The following is a 19,012-nucleotide window of genomic DNA, read 5'->3' on the forward strand; positions in this document are numbered from 1 at the left end:
CGCCACCGGACACGGCGGCCAAGCTGCATTGTGCCGCGGCACCCGAACCCTCAGGTCCCCGTGCCGCGGTCGCCGTCGGCCGCGACCGCCCGCTCCAGCGCACCCAGCCGGGCACCGAGCTGGGCCGCTGGCATCGGCGCGACGAACAGGAAGCCCTGCCAGGCGTCGCAGCCCTGCTCGGCCACGAACTGGCGCTGGGCCTCGTTCTCGACGCCCGTCACGAGCGCCTCGATGCCCAGCGAGGTCGCCAGGCGGATCATCGCGCTCACCAGGGCACCGGCCGCACGCTGACGCGGCACGCGGACCATCAGGCTTCGGTCGATCTTGACGGCCGACCACGGCAGGCCCGCCAGCAGCGCCATCGACGCCTCGCCGGCGCCAAAGCCATCCAGCACCACCCGCACGCCCAAGCGCTGCAACGCTTGCACCGCCGATCGCGCGGCCTCGGGATCGGCCTGCAGCGCCGATTCGGCGATCTCGAGCTCCAGGTCGCCCGCAGACCATTGAGCATGGTCGAGCACCGCCTTGACGCGCCGCGCATAGCCCGGCTGGGTCAGTTGCCAGCCGCTGACGTTCAGCCCCAGACGCATCGACCTGCCCGCCGCGCGCCAGGCCTGCATCTGCCGCAGCGCCTGCTCCATCACCCAGTCGTCCAGAACGCCGCAGAGCCCGGCCCGCTCGACCATCGGCAGGAACTGCGACGGCAGCAGCAGCCCCTGGCCGGCGTCGTGCCAACGCACCAGCGCCTCGACCGCCTGCACCTGCCCGCCGACGGTGTCGCAGCGCGGCTGGTAGAGCAGGCTGAATTGCGGATCGGCCAAGCCCTCGCGCAGCGCGCGCGTCAATCGAAGCTGCCGCTGCGAGTCGGCCGAGCTGGCGAAGCGATGGACCAGGCAATCGCTGCCGATGCGCAAGGCCTGGGTCAGGGCCGCCTCGGCATGGTCCAGCAACTCGTCGGCGCTGAGCCCGGCTTGCGGGTACGAGGCGATCCCCACGGTCAAACCCAAGCCGTCGGTTGCCAGCGCCCCGGGGCTGACGGCCCGGGCCTGGGCCAGCAAGCGCCGCGCCTGCGCTTCGGCGGCCTCGTCGCCGCAGTGTTCGAGCAGCACCCCGAAGCGCGCGCCGCCCAGCCTGGCGATGGGCTGCGGCGCGCGCAGCCCGGCGCGCAAGCCCTCGGCCAGCTCGGCCAGGTTGCGCGCCTGGCACGCGCTCTCGCCCTCGTCGAACAAGGCCTGGCGGTCGTACTCGATGCACATCACGGACAGCGCGGCGCCGCTTTGGCGGGCGTCCGCGACCGCCACTTCGAGCCGCGCCACGAAGCCTCCCCGGTGCGGCAGACCGGTCCATTCGTCCAGATGGCCGTCGTGCTCGCGCCGCGGCGCGCCCACCCGCTTGCGGTTCAGCTCCCTGAACGAGTACACCCGGCCGATCGGCCGACCCTGGTTCCATTGAGGCTGGGTATGACGCTCGAGCCGGCTGCCATCGATCAGCGTCACGGTGTCGGTGGCCTGCATCTGCAGATGCTGCTGGATCTCGTCGAGTCGCTGCTGGTAGCGCAAGGGTTCCGTCACGTTCAGGCGCATCCATTGCTGCACGCGGGCGTCATCGCGCTCGGCCATCGCCGCATCGGGCAGCGACCACAGCGCGGCGAAGCGCCGGTTGAAGGCGCGGATGCCGCCGGCCAGATCGGTGACCAGGATGCCGTCGGCGGTCGCTTCCAGCGTCGCCCGCAGTTCGGCGAGCGCCCGCTCCCGATCGCGCTCGGCCTGTCGCTCGGCGCTGCGGTCGCGCCAGGTCATCAGGTAGGCGGCGGGGGGCTCGTCCGGCCGCGCCCGGATCGGCACGATGCGGCGCAGGCCGCTCAGCACCCGGCCATGCGGTGCCGGCAGCTCGGTCTCCGACACCAGCGAACCCGGGTGGCCGGCGCGCACCTCGGCCCAGAACGCCGCGTCTTCGAGGCAGGGCAACAGGCTCTCTGCGGGTCGCCCGACCCAGGTGGCGGACGGATCGTCCAGCCACCGGGCCGCGGCGGGATTGGCGCAGCTCACCACCAGCGTGCGGGCGTCGATCACCCAGGCGGCGTCGTCCAGCCCGTCCAGCAGCGCGGCCTGAACCGGCAGCCCGGCCAGCGCAGCGGCACTGTCGCTCGCCACCAGGGCTCGTGCGGGTTGCGGCGGTCCGGCCGAGCAGCCCGCGGCGCCTTCGGGCGGTCGCACCGGCGTCATGACACCTCCGCAGGGGCCGCTTCCATGTCGAAGAAGTAGGAGATGCGCTGGCGTGGGGCGAGGTAGTCCACCGCCCGCGGCGGCAGTTGCTCGCTCCTCAGGCTGCGGCGGATGCCGATGTCCGGGGCGCTGTCCAGGTTGAGGTGAAGCGCCTGCGCTGCCGCCACATCCGGGTCGAACACCAGCACGCGCGGCTTGAGCGGCCGGGCCGAGTTCACGCTCATGACCATCGCGTAGCGCTCGTCGGACAGCTGCACCAACGAGCCGGGCGGATAAATGCCCATCAGGCGGATGAAGGCGTTGAGCATGGTCGCGTCGAACTTGTTGCGCATCTGGGCGAACATGCGCGACAAGGCCTCGTGCGGCGTCAGCGCCTGCGATGGCAGCGCCGGGTTGCACAGGTTGTCGTAGTGGTTGACCATCGCCACGATGCGCGCGGCCGCCGCCATGCGGTCGAGCGGGACCGCCTTCGGGTAGCCCGAACCATCGGCCAGCTCATGATGCTGGGCGATCACCAGCAGCGCCGCGGGCGCCAGGCCCATGCGCCGGCCGTGCGCCACGCCGTGCGCCACATGCTCCTGGTACAGCGCGGTTTCCGAGCGGTTGAAGTTGTCGTGCAGCAGGCGTAGGCGATCGGGCAGGTCGAGCTTGCCCACGTCGTGCAACAAGGCTCCGGTGCCCAGATCGACCAGGTCGGCCGGCGCCATCTCCACCGCCCGCCCCAGCAGCATCGAGATGATGGCCACGTTCATCGCATGCGCCGAGAAGCGGTCGCCGACCGGCTCGCCGAGCACCCGCACGCACAACTCGCCCTCGACCAGCATCTTGTCGAGCAAGGCCTGGGTCAGTCGCTGGGCGCTGTCGCGCGCCTGGACCGGCTCGGCGGTCACCGCATCGTTGACCCGGCGAAGATCCCGGCAGGCCTCGCCGTACTGGCGTTCGCACAGACGGATGGCGGCGCACTGGGCGTCCAGCGCCTGGGCGCGGCGCAGGCGCTCCTCCTCGGCCGCGCTCAGGGCCGGCTTGACCGGGGCTTCGGGCGCCTGCGAGGCCTCGTCCGGCACGGCGGCGGACCTGGCGCCTGCCGAGGCGGGCGTCTGCGCCACGTCGCTGCGCTCCGGGCTCCAGCGCACGCGCTTCAACCCCAGGCCGCGAATCGTCTCGATCTGGTCCGACGAGCTGATCTTGAAGCTCGACAGCGGAAACGGATGCGCCATCCAGCCCAGGTCCAGATGAATGAACATGCCGACCTGCAGATCCTGAATTTCAACCGTTTCCGTCATGATGATGCTCCCCTGGCCGCCCCCCTTGGGCCGGACCCTCTGTGCCCTGTTTCGGCCGATTCTGGAAAGAACTTGAATCCTGACCTGGCTCAAATCCGTTCGCCGCCGGGGGGTTTGCGCCGGCGGGCCGGCAGCGAACCCAGGCGACCGGGCCGCCCCGACCCCTTGCCGAGCCCGGTCGAGCCCGCGTTCCTACAATCGGGCCATGAGCACCTTGCCCGCCCCCTACACCCGCGCTGCCGCGCTGCCGGCGATCCTGGCCCAACGCATCGTCGTCATCGACGGCGCGATGGGCACGATGATCCAGCGCTACAAGCTGGGCGAGGCCGACTTCCGCAACCCTGCGCTGAAGGACCACCCCAAGGACCTCAAGGGCAACAACGATCTGCTGGTGCTGACCCGGCCCGACGTGATCCGCGAGATCCACGAGCAATACCTGGCGGCGGGCGCCGACATCATCGAGACCAACACCTTCGGCGCCACCGCGATCGCGCAGGAAGACTATGGCCTGGCGCACCTGGCACGCGAGATGAACCTGGCGGCTGCCCGCCTGGCGCGCGACGCCGCCGACCGCTACAGCACCCCCGACAAGCCCCGCTTCGTCGCCGGCGCGCTGGGCCCGACGCCGCGTACCGCCAGCATCAGCCCGGACGTCAACGATCCCGGCGCGCGCAACGTCAACTTCGACCAGCTGCGCGACGCGTACAAGGAACAGGCTGCCGCGTTGCTGGACGGCGGCGTCGACCTGTTCCTGGTCGAGACCATCTTCGACACGCTGAACGCCAAGGCGGCGATCTTCGCGCTGGACGAGCTGATGGAAGAGACCGGCCAGCGCCTGCCGGTGATCATCTCGGGCACCGTCACCGATGCGTCGGGTCGCATCCTGTCCGGCCAGACGGTGGGCGCCTTCTGGCACTCGGTGCGCCACGCGCGGCCGCTGGCGGTCGGCTTGAACTGCGCGCTGGGCGCGGCGCTGATGCGTCCCTACATCGAAGAGCTCGGCCGACTGGCCGACGACACCTTCATCAGCTGCTACCCGAACGCCGGCCTGCCCAACCCGATGAGCGAGACCGGCTTCGACGAGACCCCCGAGGTCACCGGCGGCCTGATGGAAGATTTCGCGAAGGCGGGCTTCCTGAACATCGTCGGCGGATGCTGCGGCACCACGCCGGACCACATCGCGTCGATCGCCCGCCATGTCGGCCGCTACCGTCCCCGCAGCCGGCACGAACCGCTGTTCGGCGGCCTGCTGACCTCGACCGACGCCTGAGGTCGCCACAACGCCGATCGCGCCTGCCGCCTCGCTGGATTGAACTTCCCGCGCGTCCTCGGGTCCGACGGGTTTGCCCCGACGCGGTTCGAGCCCCTCACGGGCCGATGCGGGGTGGACTGCCCGGGCATCCTGTCGACCGCCTGGGCGGTCGTTGCATGGATGACCCGCAGATGACAGCTCCTGGCTCGACGCCCTCGCCGCTCACTGACGCCGATCCGCACACGACGCCCCACACGGCTCGCGATTGCGTGCTGGTGCTTCAAGGCGGCGGTGCGCTGGGGGCGTACCAAGGCGGTGTCTACGAGGCGCTGCAAGCCAGCGGACACGAGCCGACCTGGGTTGCGGGTATCTCGATCGGCGCGATCAATGCCGCGCTGATCGCCGGCAACCCGGAGCATCTGCGCCTGGATCGTCTGCGGGAATTCTGGCAGCTGGTGAGTTCGTCGCTGCCGGCGGCCCCCGCGATGCCGACCGCGGGCCTGCGCGAGTCGATCAACGACGCCAGCGCCACCCAGGTCATGCTGTTCGGGGTGCCCGGCTTCTTCAGCCCGCGGTTTCCGCCGGCGCCGCTGCAACGCAAGGGCACACCCGAGGCGATCAGCTACTACGACACCGCCCCGTTGCGTCAAACGCTCGAGCGCCTGGTGGACTTCGACCGGATCAACCGCGGCGACGTCCGGCTGTCCGTCGGCGCGGTCAACGTGCGCACTGGCAACTTCGAGTATTTCGACTCGGCCCGGCAGCCGCTGGACGCTCGTCACATCATGGCCAGCGGTGCACTGCCGCCCGGCTTTGCACCGGTCGAGATCGACGGCGAGGCCTATTGGGACGGCGGACTGGTGTCCAACACGCCCTTGCAGTACGTGCTCGATCAGCCTGGCCGGCAGCGCCGGGTGGTCTTTCAGGTCGACCTGTTCGCCGCCCGCGGCGCGCTGCCGGCCTCGCTGGCCGAAGTGACCGAGCGCGAGAAGGACATCCGCTTTTCGAGCAGGACGCGGCTGAACACCACCCACACGCTGGACCGCCAGGTCATCGCGCAAGCCGTCCAGCGCCTGATCGGCAAGCTGCCCGAGTCCCTGCGCGACGATCCGGACGCGCTGGCGCTGTCGCGCCTGAGCTGCCTGGGCGAGATCGATGTCATTCACCTGATCTATCGCAGCAAGCACTACGAAACCCAGTCGAAGGACTACGAGTTCTCGCGCCTGTCGATGCGGGAGCACTGGCAGGCCGGCGTCGGCGACATGGCGCGCAGCTTGCTGGATCCGCGCTGGGTCAACCACGCTCCGGGCAGTACCGGAGTGCATGTCTTCGACGCTGCCGCCGACGGCAGCCCCCCACCCTAACCCAGGACATCGGCGCATGAACATCGACGACGTACGGCGCACAGCCTTTGCCATGCCGCTGACCAGTCCGGCTTTTCCGCCGGGCCCCTACCGGTTCGTCAACCGCGAATTCCTGGTGGTGACCTATCGAACCGACCTGGACGCGCTGCGGGCCGTGGTTCCGGAGCCCTTGCAGGTGACCGAGCCGATCGTGAAGTACGAGTTCATCCGCATGCCCGACTCCACGGGCTTCGGCGACTACACGGAATCGGGCCAGGTCATTCCGGTCAGCTTCGAAGGTCAAACCGGCGGCTACGTTCATTCGATGTACCTCAACGACGAGGCGCCGATTGCCGGCGGCCGCGAACTGTGGGGGTTCCCGAAAAAGCTCGCCTCCCCCTCGCTGCGGGTCGAGACCGACACCTTGCTGGGCACCCTCGACTATGGCTCCGTGCGGGTCGCCACCGCCACCATGGGCTACAAGCATCGCGCGCTGGACATGGCGGCGGTGCATGCCAGCCTGCTGGCGCCGAACTACCTGCTGAAGATCATTCCTCACGTCGACGGCAGCGCGCGGGTGTGCGAGTTGGTGCGGTATTTTCTCGAGGACGTCACCGTCAAGGGCGCCTGGACCGGCCCGGTGGCCCTGGAGTTGGCCAGCCACGCGCTCGCACCGGTCGCCCGACTGCCGGTGCTGGAGGTGATCTCCGGCACCCACCTCCTCACCGACATGACGCTGGGCCTGGGACAGGTGGTCCACGATTACCTGGCCTGAAGCGCGCCAACGCGCAGACCGCTCCCATTTCTCCCCAACGAAAGGCGCTCCATGAAACTCAAGGACAAGGTCTGCATCGTCACCGGCGCTGCCAGCGGCATCGGCAAGGAGATCGCACTGACCTTCGCTCGCGAAGGCGGCAAAGTGGTGATCGCCGACCTGAGCCAGGACGCTGCGCAGGTCACCGTCGACGACATCACGCGAGCCGGCGGCACGGCGATGGCCGTGGCCATGGACGTCACCAGCGAGGAACAGGTCATCGCCGCCGTGGCGGAGGTGGTGAGTGCGTACGGCGGCGTCGATGTGCTGGTCAGCAATGCCGGCATCCAGATCGTGCACCCGATCGAAGAGTTTCCCTTCGCCGACTGGAAGAAGATGCTCGCCATCCACCTCGACGGCGCCTTCCTGACCACCCGGGCCTGCGTGCCGCACATGCAGGCCTCGGGACGCGGTGGCAGCATCATCTACATGGGCTCGGTGCATTCCAAGGAAGCCTCGGTGCTGAAGTCGGCCTATGTGACCGCCAAGCATGGCCTGATCGGCCTGTGCAAGACCGTGGCGAAGGAAGGCGGCCGGCACGGCATCCGGGCCAATGTGATCTGCCCCGGCTTCGTGCGCACGCCCTTGGTCGAGAAGCAGATCCCCGAGCAGGCCAAGGCCCTGGGCATCAGCGAGGACGACGTCGTCAAGAAAGTGATGCTCAAGGAGACCGTGGACGGGGAATTCACGACCGTCGAAGACGTCGCCGCCGTCGCACTGATGTTCGCGTCGTTCAACTCGAACGCATTGACCGGCCAGTCGCTGGTCGTCAGCCACGGCTGGTTCATGCAGTGAGGGCCAGCGCGGCGGTGCGGGCCGGCGCCTGATCAGAACTCGATCGCGTCGGCCATTCTCTGGCTTGAGGATGACGATGCCGATCCACGGGCGGCGATGCGCGGGATCCGGGCAGGCCGGTGGAACGTCTTATGCATGAATTCGTCCGACGCCAACCCTGACGCCGGAGGATCCCCATGCTGGACAAGACGAGCACCGATTTCTCACACGTCAAGCCTGCCGACACGCCCTGGCGCGGCGACGGGTTGCGCGACTTCTTTCTCTACCGGGATCTCGGCGTGGCCGAAGCGACCCGGGGACGGGTGATCGCGCACCTCGTCAAAGCCCATTCGGCACCGGAACGAGGCACGGGATGGCACCGCCATGAGGCCGATTTCCAGATCGTCATCATGACCAAGGGCTGGGCCAAGTTCATGTACGAGGACCAGGTGACCCTGGTGGAAGCCGGAGACTGCGTCCACCAGCGCCCCGGCATCGTCCACTACCTGTTCGACTATTCGCCGGACATGGAGTACCTGGAAATCGTCGGCCCCGCCGACTTCAAGACGGTCGACATGCCGGGCGTGTGCGAGATCCCGGCGCCCACCCCCTGGGCTTGAGGCCGGTCAGAAGTCCATGTCGAGTTCTTCGATCTCGTCGGGCTCGAGCAAGGCCGCTGCCACCCACTCCTTCATCTCGGGCATCGCCATGATCGTCTTGCAATAGCGGGCGCAGGGCGCAGGCAGCGCCACGTCGTAGGTCAGGAACCGGGTGGCCACCGGCGCGAACATTGCGTCGGCCATGCAGCGCTGCGCGCCGAACAGATAAGGCCCGCCGTAGCGGTCCAGGCATTCGGTCCAGATCTCGACGATGCGCTCGATGTCGGGCCGTGCGCCCGCCCACACCTTGTGGCCCGGGAAACGGGCCTTCAGGTTCATCGGCAACGAAGACCTCAGGTTCGCGAAACCCGAGTTCATCTCGCCGCAGATCGACCGGCAATGGGCGCGGGCGATCCGATCCTGCGGCATCAGCCCGGCGTCGGGGCACACCTCGTCCAGGTAATGGGCGATCGCCAGCGTGTTCCAGACCTTGGCTCCGTCATGCGTCAGGCAGGGCACACGGATCGACGGGGCCAGCAGCAGCAGTTCCTTGCGGACATCCGCGTCGTCCGGCGACACGCTGAGCTCGGTGAAGCTCAGCCCGGCAAAGCGGACCAGCAGCCAGCCGCGCAGCGACCAGGACGAGTAGTTGCGACTGCTGAGGGTCAGCGTGCAGGCCGGCGGCTGCAGCCGGGACTTGGGTGCGGGACGCGCCGGGGCTTTGGCTGCCGGCGCACGCAAGGCGGACCCGGAACGGGATTGGGCGGGCGTGGCAACAGGCATCGAGGCATCTCCGTCGCGAGAAGGGGGCGCAGGACGGTCGCAAGCCGCATGCCACCTCAGTGGCGCGTTTGTTGCGTGGCAGCGGTCGTTGCACAACGACGGGAGTCTTCATGATGTACCAGGCCTACCAGGCCCATGTCGACTTGGCGTGGCCGCTGCGCACCGCGGCCCGGTGGTCGGCCCCCTTGCTTCGAGACCTGTCGGAGCGCAGCGCCGGTGTGGGCAGCGCGGCCGCACGCCATTGGGCAGCGGCCTGCAAGCTGATCGAGCTCGCCCAGGTGACCCACCGCAGACCGGCCTGGGACATCGCGTCGGTCAGCGTCAAGGGCGAGCCCGTGGCGGTCACCGAAGAGGCCGTGCTGACCACGCCCTTCGGCACCCTGCTGCGGTTTCGCAAGGCGGGCGATCCGGTGCAGCCCAAGGTGCTGGTGGTGGCGCCGATGTCGGGCCATTTCGCGACGCTGCTGCGCGATACCGTGCGCACGGTGCTGCAGGACCACGACGTCTACGTGACCGACTGGCACAACGTGCGCGACGTGCCGCTCGCGGCCGGTCGATTCGGCATGGACGAGTACATCGAGCATGTGATCGATTTCCTGGCGGCGCTGGGTCCGCATGCGAACGTGATCGCGGTCTGCCAGCCTTGCGTCGCGGCGCTGGCGGCCGTGGCGCTGATGTCGGAGGACCAGCACCCCGCCACCCCGGCCAGCCTGACGCTGATGGCCGGCCCGATCGACTGCCGGATCAGTCCCACGGTGGTCAACCGTCTGGCCACCGAGCGGCCGATCGACTGGTTCGAAAACAACCTGATCGGTGTCGTGCCGCTGCGCTATGCGGGGCGGGGGCGCCGTGTGTACCCGGGCTTCGTCCAGCTCTCCGCCTTCATCAGCATGAACAAGGAACGCCACGCCACGGCCTTCAAGGACTACTACCAGCATCTGGTGGACGACGAGCACGATCAGGCCGAAGTGACGCGCCAGTTCTACGAGGAGTACCTGGCCGTCGCCGATCTGGCCGCCGAGTTCTATCTCGAAACCGTGCGCCTGGTGTTCCAGGAGTTCGCCTTGCCGCGGGGCGAGTTGCGGTTCCGCGGCCGCCGGGTCGATCCGGCGGCGATCCGCCGCACCGCGTTGCTGACCGTCGAAGGCGAGCGCGACGACATCTGCGCCATCGGCCAGACGCTGGCCGCGCAAGACCTGGCCAGCAGCCTGCGACCCTACCTGCGCACCCACTACGTGCAACCCAACGTCGGCCACTACGGCGTGTTCAGCGGCCGGCGCTGGCAGAACCACATCTACCCGGTGGTGCGCGACGTCATTCACCTGTCGGCGTGACCGGGCGAGGGCCGGACCGGCAGACCGCCCCCGATGCCCTTCAGCGCGACGCGCCTTCGACGCCCAGCTCCCTGCGCCGGGCGGCACCGTCCATCACCTTCTGCAACTGGCGCTGCAGTTCGTCGATCTCGCCCTGCATCGCCGTCAACAACTGGTGGTAGACGCGCTGCTGGCGGCTGGAATCGCGCAGGCGCTGGGCCATGCGCTGGGAAATGCCCACCATCAGCTTGGCCGCCACGTCGGCCTCGTCGCGGATCAGCCGCTTGAACGCGCTGAGCGAGAGTCCTGCCGCGGTCAGCGGCGTGGTGGCGATGCAGGTCGCCGTGCGCGGCCCGCCGTCGAACAAGCCGGTCTCACCCAGCAAGTGTCCCGGCCCCAGCACCGACACGACCACCGGCGCCGCGCGGCTCGCCACGGTGTTTTCCACCGTCACCTCGCCGTCCAGGATCAGCAGCATGAAGCCATTGGTCGCCGCCTCGCCCTCGCGCATCAGCACCTGGCCCTCGCCGCTGCGCAGCAGCCGCATGTACGACACCACGCAACGCGCGTCCGCCGCACTGAGCTGGGCCAGCGCATCGTCGCCGCGCAGCAGCCGGGCCGCTGCGGCGGCCAGCTCGGGCGCCTCGGGCAGCGACGACGAGGTCAGGGATGACGAACTCATGACATGGAAGATAACAGGCGCCCGAAGATACCGCGCTCCGGGGCGGGCGGCGCGTTGGCGCCACGACACGCAAGCCGTCGGCGCGGTAAAATTGCCGCCATCCAAGGAGCGTTGCAGCAGCGTCCCAGGGCCTCAGGGCTCCTGACGCCGTCAGGCTTGGTGGCATCAACGACGCTCACCCGACCCCCCGGGTGAGCCTGCTCGCCCGGGGGATCGGGCCGACTCCGTCCCTGACCCAGCGCGCCATGACCCCCACGCCTTCCGTCGCTCCGCCGCCTCCCCTTCGCCTGTCCGGCCTGGAACCCGTCACGCTCGACGCCAGCGCCCTGTTCGTCAACATCGGCGAGCGCACCAACGTCACCGGCTCCAAAGTGTTCGCCAGGATGATCCTGGCCGGCGAGTTCGAAAAGGCGCTGGCCGTCGCACGCCAGCAGGTGGAGAACGGCGCCCAGGTCATCGACATCAACATGGACGAGGCGATGCTGGACAGCCAGGCGGCAATGGTGCGCTTCCTGAACCTGATCGCCGGCGAACCCGAGATCGCGCGCGTGCCGATCATGGTCGATTCGTCGAAGTGGAGCGTCATCGAGGCCGGCCTGAAGTGCCTGCAGGGCAAGGGCATCGTCAACTCGATCTCGCTCAAGGAGGGCGAGGCCGAGTTCAAGCGCCAGGCCAAGCTGGTGCACCGCTACGGCGCGGCGGCCGTGGTCATGGCCTTCGACGAAACCGGCCAGGCCGACACCTTCCAGCGCAAGATCGACATCTGCGCTCGCGCCTACCGGCTGCTGGTCGACGAGGTGGGTTTTCCAGCCGAAGACATCATCTTCGATCCCAACATCTTCGCGATCGCGACCGGCATCGAAGAGCACGACAACTACGCCGTCGATTTCATCGACGCCACCCGCTGGATCAAGCAGCACCTGCCGGGCGCACGCGTCTCCGGCGGCGTCAGCAACGTCTCGTTCAGCTTCCGCGGCAACGAACCGGTGCGCGAGGCGATCCACACCGTGTTCCTGTACCACGCGATCCAGGCCGGCATGGACATGGGCATCGTCAACGCCGGCATGATCGGCGTCTACGACGATCTGGACCCCGAGCTCCGCGAGCGTGTCGAGGACGTGGTGCTGAACCGGGTGCCCCGGCTCAAGCCGAACGAAGCCGCGAAATCGGCCACCGAACGGCTGCTGGAAGTGGCCGAGCAGGTCAAAGGGGCCGCCAAGGACGATTCGCAGCGCCTGGCGTGGCGCCAGGCGCCGGTGAACGAGCGGCTGTCGCACGCGCTGGTCCACGGCATCACCGACTTCATCGACGAGGACACCGAGCAGGCCTGGCAAGCCATCCAGGCCGATGGCGGCCGGCCGCTGCACGTCATCGAGGGCCCGCTGATGGCCGGCATGAACACGGTGGGCGACTTGTTCGGGGCCGGCAAGATGTTCCTGCCCCAGGTGGTCAAGAGCGCGCGGGTGATGAAGCAGGCCGTGGCCCACCTGCTGCCTTACATCGAGGCCGAGAAGGCGGCGCTGGTCGAGGCCGGCGGACAGGCCCGCGCCAAAGGCAAGATCGTCATCGCGACCGTCAAGGGCGACGTGCACGACATCGGCAAGAACATCGTCACGGTGGTCTTGCAGTGCAACAACTTCGAGGTCATCAACATGGGCGTGATGGTGCCCTGCCAGGACATCCTGGCGCGCGCCCGCGAGGAAGGGGCCGACATCATCGGCCTGTCCGGCCTGATCACCCCCAGCCTGGAAGAGATGCAGCACGTGGCCGCCGAGATGCAGCGCGACGCGTACTTCCGCGAGCGCAAGACGCCGCTGCTGATCGGCGGAGCCACCACCAGCCGGGTTCACACCGCCGTGAAGATCGCGCCGAACTTCGACGGACCGATCGTCTACGTGCCGGATGCCTCGCGGGCGGTCGGCGTGTGCTCCGAGCTGTTGTCCGACGAGCGCGCGACCCGCTACATCGCCGAGCTCAACGCCGACTACGACCAGGTCCGCACCCTGCACGCGAACAAGAAGAGCAAGCCGCTGGTGCCGATCGCCCAGGCGCGCGCCAACAAGCAGTCGCTGGACTGGTCGGCGGCGCCGCCCGCGCCGCGCTTCATCGGCCGACGCGAATTCCGCCATTACGACCTGGCCGAACTGGCGCGCTACATCGACTGGGGCCCGTTCTTCCAGACCTGGGACCTGGCCGGTCCCTATCCGGCCATCCTGAAGGACCCGGTGGTGGGCGACGCAGCGCGCAAGGTCTTCGCCGATGCCCAGGCGATGCTGAAGAAGATCATCGACGGGCGCTGGCTGCAGGCCAGCGGCGTGATCGGCCTGTACCCCGCCAACACCGTCGACGACGACGTGATCGAGGTCTACGCCGACGACACCCGCAGCCAGGTGCTGATGCGCTGGGCGCCGCTGCGGCTGCAGACCGAGCGCCCGACGGTCGACGGCGTCAAGCGTCCGAACCGCTCGCTGGCCGATTTCGTGGCGCCCAAGGGCGTCCAACCCGATTACCTGGGCCTGTTCGCCGTCACGGCCGGACTGGGCGCCGACAAGAAGGCGCAGCAGTTCGAAGCGGCGCACGACGACTATTCCGCCATCATGCTGAAGGCCCTGGCCGACCGCCTGGCCGAAGCGTTTGCCGAGCGCCTGCACCAGCGCGTGCGCACCGAATTCTGGGGCTACGCCGCCGACGAGACCTTGACGACCGAGGACCTGGTGGCCGAGAAATACACCGGCATCCGCCCGGCCCCCGGCTACCCGGCCTGCCCCGAGCACGGCGTGAAAGCGGACTTGTTCCGGGTGCTGCAGGCCGAGGACATCGGCATGGGACTGACCGACAGCATGGCGATGACGCCGGCCGCCAGCGTCAGCGGCTTCTACCTGGCGCACCCGCAAGCGGTCTACTTCAACGTCGGACCGGTGGGTGAGGACCAGTTGGCCGCCTGGGCCGAGGCCTTGGGCCTGCCTGAAGCGCTGGCGCGGCGCCGCCTGGCCAGCGTGCTGGACGACCGCTCGGCCAGGACGGCCGCGGGATCGGGCAGCCCGGGCGCGTCGGCGTAGAAGCTGGCGTTGAGCTGGTTCTCGCGGACCAGATAGCCCCGGAATCGCCGGAACAGGTCGGCGTCCACCGTGCCCGGCTCGACCCAGAATCGGTCCAGCGGGCCGCGGTTCACCAGTCCCTCGACCGCATAGATGGCGTCGCCCAGCGTCGTCACCGGCGTGCCGTGGAACAAGGCCTGCAGGCCGCTGGTGCTGTTGATCGTGACCACCCCGCGGGCATGCTGCAGCAGGCTGGGCAGGTGCTGGTCGTGGATGTAGAGCACGCGGTCCTGCACGCCTTGCCGGACGCTGCCGCGCGCGATGGCCGCCGCGAAATCGGAGTACGGCCGGTCCAGCGGGTGGTGCTTGAAGACCAGCAGGGTGTCGGCCGGCGCGCTGCGGGCGAACGACGCCAGCACCTCGTCGATGAAGTGGCTCATCTCGCGGAAACGCGAATGCACGACGATCTGGCTGTCGTTGCAGACCTGCAGCGGCACCAGGAAGAAGCGCTTGTGTTGCGCCGGCGCGCACAGGAAATCCTGCAGATGTCGCTCCCGCACGCGGCAGACCCACTTGCGCCATGCGCCGCGCACCCAGCGCAGGCCTTCGGTCACCGGGGCCAGGCTGCGATGGTGTTCATAGTGGGGATAGGCGGCGCGGCCGGCATGGCAGGCCAGGGCATAGCGCATCGCGATGCCCGCCACGGTGCCGAACTCCTGGCGGGTGGGCTCCGGGTTGGGCGTGACATCGGGGGTCAGCGCGCGATAGAAAGCCGGGTCGCGTGGAATGCCCGACGCCGCGTTCACGCCCCCCGATTCCAGCGTGACGTAGTCGGGTCGCACATAGCCTTCCTCGAACACGAACACCGCCAGGCCCCGGGCCCGCGCGATCTGGATGGCCTGCACATGCATGAGCCGGGATTGACCAAACAGCACCAGGGTGTCGGCGTCCAGTTCGTCCAGCAAAGCCGACAGCCAGGCGGAGAAGCGGTTCGGCGGCGCCTGAAAGCGCCGCACCGAATCGTCGCTGAAGTAGAGATCGTCACCGCCGTTGAAATTGACCTTCCAGACCTGCTGCCCGCGCGCCCGCAGCGTGGCGGCCAGGCGGGCGAAGAACGGACCCATCGGTCCCTGCAGCATCAAGGTGCGGCGGCGGGCCATCAGAAGATCAAGCGAGCGCGGGATCATGGCGGCAGACAGAGTACAGCGTGTGCAAGCCAGCAGAGGGTCCAATTCGGTAACAGTTACCGAAGCTCTTGGCGGATGCGGCCCAGTCTAGAGAGGAATCTCACCGTCCTGCATCCCACGAACCGGTGGCCGGTCGCGCCCGATACGTTTTAAGCGGCCCTCGTGACCGCTTCAGCTGCGCTCACACGCCGCGCCATCGGCGCAGCAGGCGCAGTCCCAGGCGCCGCACGCCCTGGAGCAGCGCGGCACCGCGGCCTGAGCGCCCCTGATCCTCGCGCCAGGCTTGCAGTTCGTCGAGCGCCCGCTCCGGTGTCGTGAACGCCCCCGTCACCCGGCTGACATAGGCCGGATAGACGATCAGCACGCCGGCGACCAGCGCATCCAGGCTCAGGCACCGGCTGCGCCGCGGGGTCGCGAGCTGATCGCGGGTCAGGCCCCAGCCGGCGTAGAACGGAAGCCCCCAGGTCGTCACCGGCGTGCCTCGCAGCAAGGCTTCGAAGCCGGCCAGCGAGGTCAGCACGTGCACGCCGTCGACCTGGGGCAGCAGGTCCTCGATGCGCGCCCGCAGCACCACCTCGTCGCAGACTTGCGCCGCCGCGGCCTCGCCGCGGCCGCCGGCGCGCAAGCCCGCCACGACGTCGGGATGCGGCTTGTACAGCAGCCAGGCGGCGGGGTGCGCCTGGCGCACCGCCTTCAGCAGGTCCAGGTTGCTGTGGAGCCCCGGCGCGCCGTGCCGGATCGAGGCATCGCCCTCCACCTGGCCAATCACGAGCAACACCTCTGGGCGGCCCGCCGGGCGCGTCCAGGACTCGCCCGCCAGGTTGTACTTGCTGAGGCCGCCGCTGACGATGCGCTCGCGCAGCCGGGCGGCCCGCGCCAGCAGGTCTGGCGGCGGGTCGGCCGTGTTCAACCCTTGCTCCAGCGCCGAAGGGGATTGCGCGTCGTAGTACAGCCCAAGCGCGTCCTGCACCCAGGACAGCGGCTGGCGCAGGTCCGCCCCCAGCCCGACCGAGCGAATGAAACCGTCCTCGAGCCGGATGACGCCCGAGGGGCGGGCTTGGGGCGGCGGCGGGCGCGCGCCCCACAGCACCAGCGTCGCCCCCTCGGGCACCGGCCGGCGCGAGGACTGGAAGCGGACCTCGCTGCCCGCCAGGAAGCGGCGTGCGATCGGCCGCTTCCACCAGGAGAAATCCAGAGCCACCAACTCGGCGGGAAAGCGCTCGCGCTGGCGACGTTGCAAGGCCATCCAGCTGACCAGGTGTTCCGGCAGACAGCGCTGGCCGGTCTCCGGGTCCACACAGCGGCCGTAATCCACCAGCGCCGCATGCACCAACGCCTCCAGCGGCGCCGGGGTGCGGCGTGCCGGCGCCGGCAGGTCGTCGCCGGTGAGGCCCCAGCCCGCGTAGAACGGCAGGCCGAAGCAGCGCACCGGGCGTCCCCACAGCAAGGCTTCGAAACCGAGCTGCGAGCTGACCCCATACACCGCGGCGACCCGGGCTAGCAGGCCCGGCGGATGGACGTCGCGCCCCAGCCAGACGATGCGGCCGCGGGTGCCCACCGACAAGGCCTGCGGGTCGAAGTGCCCGCGCTTGCGCCCGGCCACCACCTCCGGATGCTGCTTGAGCAGGATGCGCGCGCGCGGGTGCTCGTCGAGCGCGGCGTCCAGCATGCGGACGAACGAGGCGGGCGAGGCCGCGCCGAAGGCGATCGAGGCGTCGCCCGCCGTCTGGTCGACGACCAGCACGTCGTCGTCTCGCAGTTCGAAGGCCGGCTCGCGGGCCTGGTTGTACTTGGACAGCCGTCCGTCGCACCAGGCCTGCCGCAAGGCCTGCGCCCGGGCCAGGCGCGAGGCCGTCAGCGGCCGGCGTACCAGGCGCTCGAGCCGCGAGGCCTGCGACGCGTCGTAGTAGATGCCCTCGTCGTCCCACACCAGCGACAGCGGCGGCGACCGCGGTCCGGGTTCGATCGAGCGCAGCAAGCCGTCCTCGATGCGCCAGACCGGCAGGCCCTGGCGACGGGCCCAGGCTTCGGCCCGGACGGCGCTGGGCTTGCGACCCCAGGCCAACACCGCATCCGCGCCGTCGCGTCGCGCCTGGGCCGGGCTCAGCAGCCGCGCCGGCGACAGCAGGGCCGCGAGCGTGGGCACCGCGGCCAGGCCGCGCCCGTGCCATACCAGGCGCAGGCCGGCACCAGGGCCTTCGCTGCTGGGGTCGGCGTCGTCAGCGGGGGCGGCGTCCTCGTGCATGCGTCGACTGTAGCCGCCGGACCCGGCGCGTCAGCGCAGGTTCTGGATGCCGGGCATCACGATCCGCTGGCCGCGAAATGGGGGTTGTCGAAGCCCGGTTTGCCGTACCGCAGCACCTGACCGTCCGCCACGGTCCGGACCTGGCCGCCGGCAGCGCGCAGCACGGCATCGCCGGCCGCGATGTCCCATTCCATCGTGCGCCCGAGGCGCGGATACAGGTCGGCCTCGCCCGCCGCCACCAGACACAGCTTCAGAGAGGAGCCAGCGTTGGTGCGGGACGCCACGGCGCGCCCGTTCAGGAAAGCGTCGAGTGCCGCCTCGTCGCCGTGCGAGCGGCTGGCGACCACCGTCAGGCCCTGGGCCGGCACCGCGCGGCAATGGATCGGCCGCCGCCCGGCGGCATCCTCCACCCAGGCGCCGACCCCTTTCGCCCCCCCGAACAACCGACCGACCGCGGGCGCGAACACCAGGCCCAGCACCGGATAGCCGTGTTCGATCAGCGCGATGTTGACCGTGAACTCGCCATTGCGGCTGATGAATTCCTTCGTGCCATCGAGCGGATCGACCAAGAAGAAGCGGTCACCCACTTGCGGAATCTGCCCAGCCGAAACGGCCTCCTCGGCCACCACCGGAATCCCGGGCATCCGTCGGCTCAAGCCCGCCAGGATCACCGCCTCGGCGCGCTGGTCAGCCTGGGTGACGGGCGAGTCGTCGCCCTTGCGGCTGACGTCGAAGTCGGTCGCATAAATGTCCATGATCACGTGACCAGCCTCGCGGATCAGCGGCGTCAGCGCGTCCAACCAGGCGGCGAGATCGGGGGAAGTCGGTGTGGTCATGGCCATTTTTCCAAGCTGGGGATGCCCGATTGTGAGGCTGTCGTGGCACACTCAAACCCCTAAAACATTTATTGACCAGGTTTTACGCCGTGAATCCGCCCAGCCAGGCCCTGCCGTCGCTGAATGCGCGCCGCAAGCGCGCGGTGCAGTTGCGCGTCGACGGTCACAGCCTGAGCCAGATCCGGACCGAGACCGGGCTCAGCGTGCCGACCATCATCCGCGCCTGCCAGGCTTTCGAGTCGGGCGGCTGGTCGGCGATCGAGGTCGGCCCGCGCGGACGCCCCAAGGGCGACGGACGGGTGCTCGACGCGGCGCAGGAGCGCGAATTGCGCCGCATCGCGCTCAAGCCGCCGGCCGTCGGCCTGTGGGACGGCAGCGCGCTGCAGACCGAGGCACGGCAGCGCTTCGACGTGACGCTGGACGCCCGAGCGATGTCGCGCCTGCTGGAGCGCTGGGGCCTGGCGCTCAAACCGATGGCCGCCGCCGCCGAGCACAGCAGCGGCGCGCGGGCCTGGGCCGACCAGGCTTGGCCGCAAGCGGTGCAGGAGGCACGCGCCGACGGCGCACGGCTGATCTGGGCCGGCTCCGTCCACCACCCGGACCTGCCTTCGGGTGCGGCGCTGCTGGTCGGCATGAGT

13 protein-coding genes, 1 pseudogene and 1 riboswitch are annotated in these 19,012 nt (G+C 69.5%); of the genes and pseudogenes, 7 read left to right on the top strand and 7 right to left on the bottom strand.

All coding sequences use genetic code 11. From position 1 onward, the window contains the following. Window positions 1-50 precede the first annotated feature (50 nt). Entirely contained in the window at window positions 51-2,225 is a 2,175-nt protein-coding gene (locus AC0N04_RS02465; RefSeq protein WP_474278252.1) for a putative bifunctional diguanylate cyclase/phosphodiesterase, read from the bottom strand. Next, complete coding sequence (locus tag AC0N04_RS02470) at window positions 2,222-3,508, bottom strand: HD-GYP domain-containing protein (RefSeq protein WP_474278254.1); 1,287 nt, start codon at window positions 3,506-3,508, stop codon at window positions 2,222-2,224. Before AC0N04_RS02470 ends, AC0N04_RS02465 begins: the two co-directional genes overlap by 4 nt. A gap of 205 nt (window positions 3,509-3,713) precedes the next feature. On the opposite strand from AC0N04_RS02470, the gene AC0N04_RS02475 reads away from it, so the two are divergent. From AC0N04_RS02475 to AC0N04_RS02495, 5 genes are all read left to right on the top strand, one after another. Beyond that, entirely contained in the window at window positions 3,714-4,778 is a 1,065-nt protein-coding gene (locus AC0N04_RS02475) for a homocysteine S-methyltransferase family protein (protein WP_474278256.1), read from the top strand. A 173-nt stretch (window positions 4,779-4,951) separates the two neighbouring features. Then, window positions 4,952-6,124 carry a patatin-like phospholipase family protein gene (locus AC0N04_RS02480; protein ID WP_474278258.1) on the top strand — a complete coding sequence of 391 codons (1,173 nt, stop codon included), beginning with the start codon at window positions 4,952-4,954 and terminating at the stop codon, window positions 6,122-6,124. Between the two features lie 16 nt (window positions 6,125-6,140). Further along, complete coding sequence (locus AC0N04_RS02485; RefSeq protein WP_474278261.1) at window positions 6,141-6,878, top strand: acetoacetate decarboxylase; 738 nt, start codon at window positions 6,141-6,143, stop codon at window positions 6,876-6,878. A gap of 51 nt (window positions 6,879-6,929) precedes the next feature. Further along, entirely contained in the window at window positions 6,930-7,712 is a 783-nt protein-coding gene (locus tag AC0N04_RS02490; RefSeq protein ID WP_474278263.1) for a 3-hydroxybutyrate dehydrogenase, read from the top strand. Window positions 7,713-7,888: 176 nt separating this feature from the next. Next, entirely contained in the window at window positions 7,889-8,311 is a 423-nt protein-coding gene (locus tag AC0N04_RS02495; protein WP_474278265.1) for a cupin domain-containing protein, read from the top strand. Between the two features lie 6 nt (window positions 8,312-8,317). Here the strand turns inward: AC0N04_RS02495 and AC0N04_RS02500 are convergent, their stop codons facing one another. Beyond that, a complete protein-coding gene (locus tag AC0N04_RS02500) occupies window positions 8,318-9,073 on the bottom strand; it encodes a glutathione S-transferase (protein WP_474278267.1) in 756 nt (251 codons plus the stop codon). Between the two features lie 110 nt (window positions 9,074-9,183). Between AC0N04_RS02500 and AC0N04_RS02505 the strand changes: the two genes are divergently transcribed. Beyond that, the gene (locus AC0N04_RS02505) at window positions 9,184-10,407 is read left to right on the top strand and encodes a polyhydroxyalkanoate depolymerase (protein ID WP_474278269.1); all 1,224 of its coding nucleotides are present in this window, start codon (window positions 9,184-9,186) and stop codon (window positions 10,405-10,407) included. 40 nt (window positions 10,408-10,447) lie between these two features. Here the strand turns inward: AC0N04_RS02505 and AC0N04_RS02510 are convergent, their stop codons facing one another. Then, window positions 10,448-11,068, bottom strand: coding sequence for a cyclic nucleotide-binding domain-containing protein (locus tag AC0N04_RS02510; protein WP_474278271.1), 621 nt, complete (start codon window positions 11,066-11,068; stop codon window positions 10,448-10,450). A 97-nt stretch (window positions 11,069-11,165) separates the two neighbouring features. Further along, window positions 11,166-11,252: riboswitch (S-adenosyl-L-homocysteine riboswitch) on the top strand. Between the two features lie 61 nt (window positions 11,253-11,313). Between AC0N04_RS02510 and metH the strand changes: the two genes are divergently transcribed. After that, entirely contained in the window at window positions 11,314-14,127 is a 2,814-nt protein-coding gene (metH, locus tag AC0N04_RS02515) for a methionine synthase (RefSeq protein WP_474278273.1), read from the top strand. 56 nt (window positions 14,128-14,183) lie between these two features. Here metH and AC0N04_RS02520 read toward each other — a convergent pair. The 3 genes and pseudogenes from AC0N04_RS02520 to cysQ all read right to left on the bottom strand — a co-directional run. Continuing rightward, a pseudogene (locus AC0N04_RS02520) lies at window positions 14,184-15,293 on the bottom strand (capsule biosynthesis protein); the annotation flags it as partial. A 181-nt stretch (window positions 15,294-15,474) separates the two neighbouring features. Beyond that, complete coding sequence (locus tag AC0N04_RS02525) at window positions 15,475-17,538, bottom strand: capsular polysaccharide biosynthesis protein (RefSeq protein ID WP_474278276.1); 2,064 nt, start codon at window positions 17,536-17,538, stop codon at window positions 15,475-15,477. Window positions 17,539-17,594: 56 nt separating this feature from the next. Further along, window positions 17,595-18,425 carry a 3'(2'),5'-bisphosphate nucleotidase CysQ gene (cysQ, locus tag AC0N04_RS02530; protein WP_474278278.1) on the bottom strand — a complete coding sequence of 277 codons (831 nt, stop codon included), beginning with the start codon at window positions 18,423-18,425 and terminating at the stop codon, window positions 17,595-17,597. Window positions 18,426-19,012 lie beyond the last annotated feature (587 nt).

Source organism: Ideonella sp. sgz306126, assembly GCF_056032705.1.

Excerpts from the sequence above, each read along its gene's own strand:
- metH (WP_474278273.1), top strand. The coding sequence starts at position 11,314 with ATGACCCCCACGCCTTCCGTCGCTCCGCCGCCTCCCCTTCGCCTGTCC.
- AC0N04_RS02490 (WP_474278263.1), top strand. The coding sequence starts at position 6,930 with ATGAAACTCAAGGACAAGGTCTGCATCGTCACCGGCGCTGCCAGCGGC.
- AC0N04_RS02495 (WP_474278265.1), top strand. The coding sequence starts at position 7,889 with ATGCTGGACAAGACGAGCACCGATTTCTCACACGTCAAGCCTGCCGAC.
- AC0N04_RS02480 (WP_474278258.1), top strand. The coding sequence starts at position 4,952 with ATGACAGCTCCTGGCTCGACGCCCTCGCCGCTCACTGACGCCGATCCG.
- AC0N04_RS02485 (WP_474278261.1), top strand. The coding sequence starts at position 6,141 with ATGAACATCGACGACGTACGGCGCACAGCCTTTGCCATGCCGCTGACC.
- AC0N04_RS02505 (WP_474278269.1), top strand. The coding sequence starts at position 9,184 with ATGATGTACCAGGCCTACCAGGCCCATGTCGACTTGGCGTGGCCGCTG.
- AC0N04_RS02510 (WP_474278271.1), bottom strand. The coding sequence starts at position 11,068 with ATGAGTTCGTCATCCCTGACCTCGTCGTCGCTGCCCGAGGCGCCCGAG.
- AC0N04_RS02525 (WP_474278276.1), bottom strand. The coding sequence starts at position 17,538 with ATGCACGAGGACGCCGCCCCCGCTGACGACGCCGACCCCAGCAGCGAA.
- AC0N04_RS02500 (WP_474278267.1), bottom strand. The coding sequence starts at position 9,073 with ATGCCTGTTGCCACGCCCGCCCAATCCCGTTCCGGGTCCGCCTTGCGT.
- AC0N04_RS02465 (WP_474278252.1), bottom strand. The coding sequence starts at position 2,225 with ATGACGCCGGTGCGACCGCCCGAAGGCGCCGCGGGCTGCTCGGCCGGA.
- AC0N04_RS02475 (WP_474278256.1), top strand. The coding sequence starts at position 3,714 with ATGAGCACCTTGCCCGCCCCCTACACCCGCGCTGCCGCGCTGCCGGCG.
- AC0N04_RS02470 (WP_474278254.1), bottom strand. The coding sequence starts at position 3,508 with ATGACGGAAACGGTTGAAATTCAGGATCTGCAGGTCGGCATGTTCATT.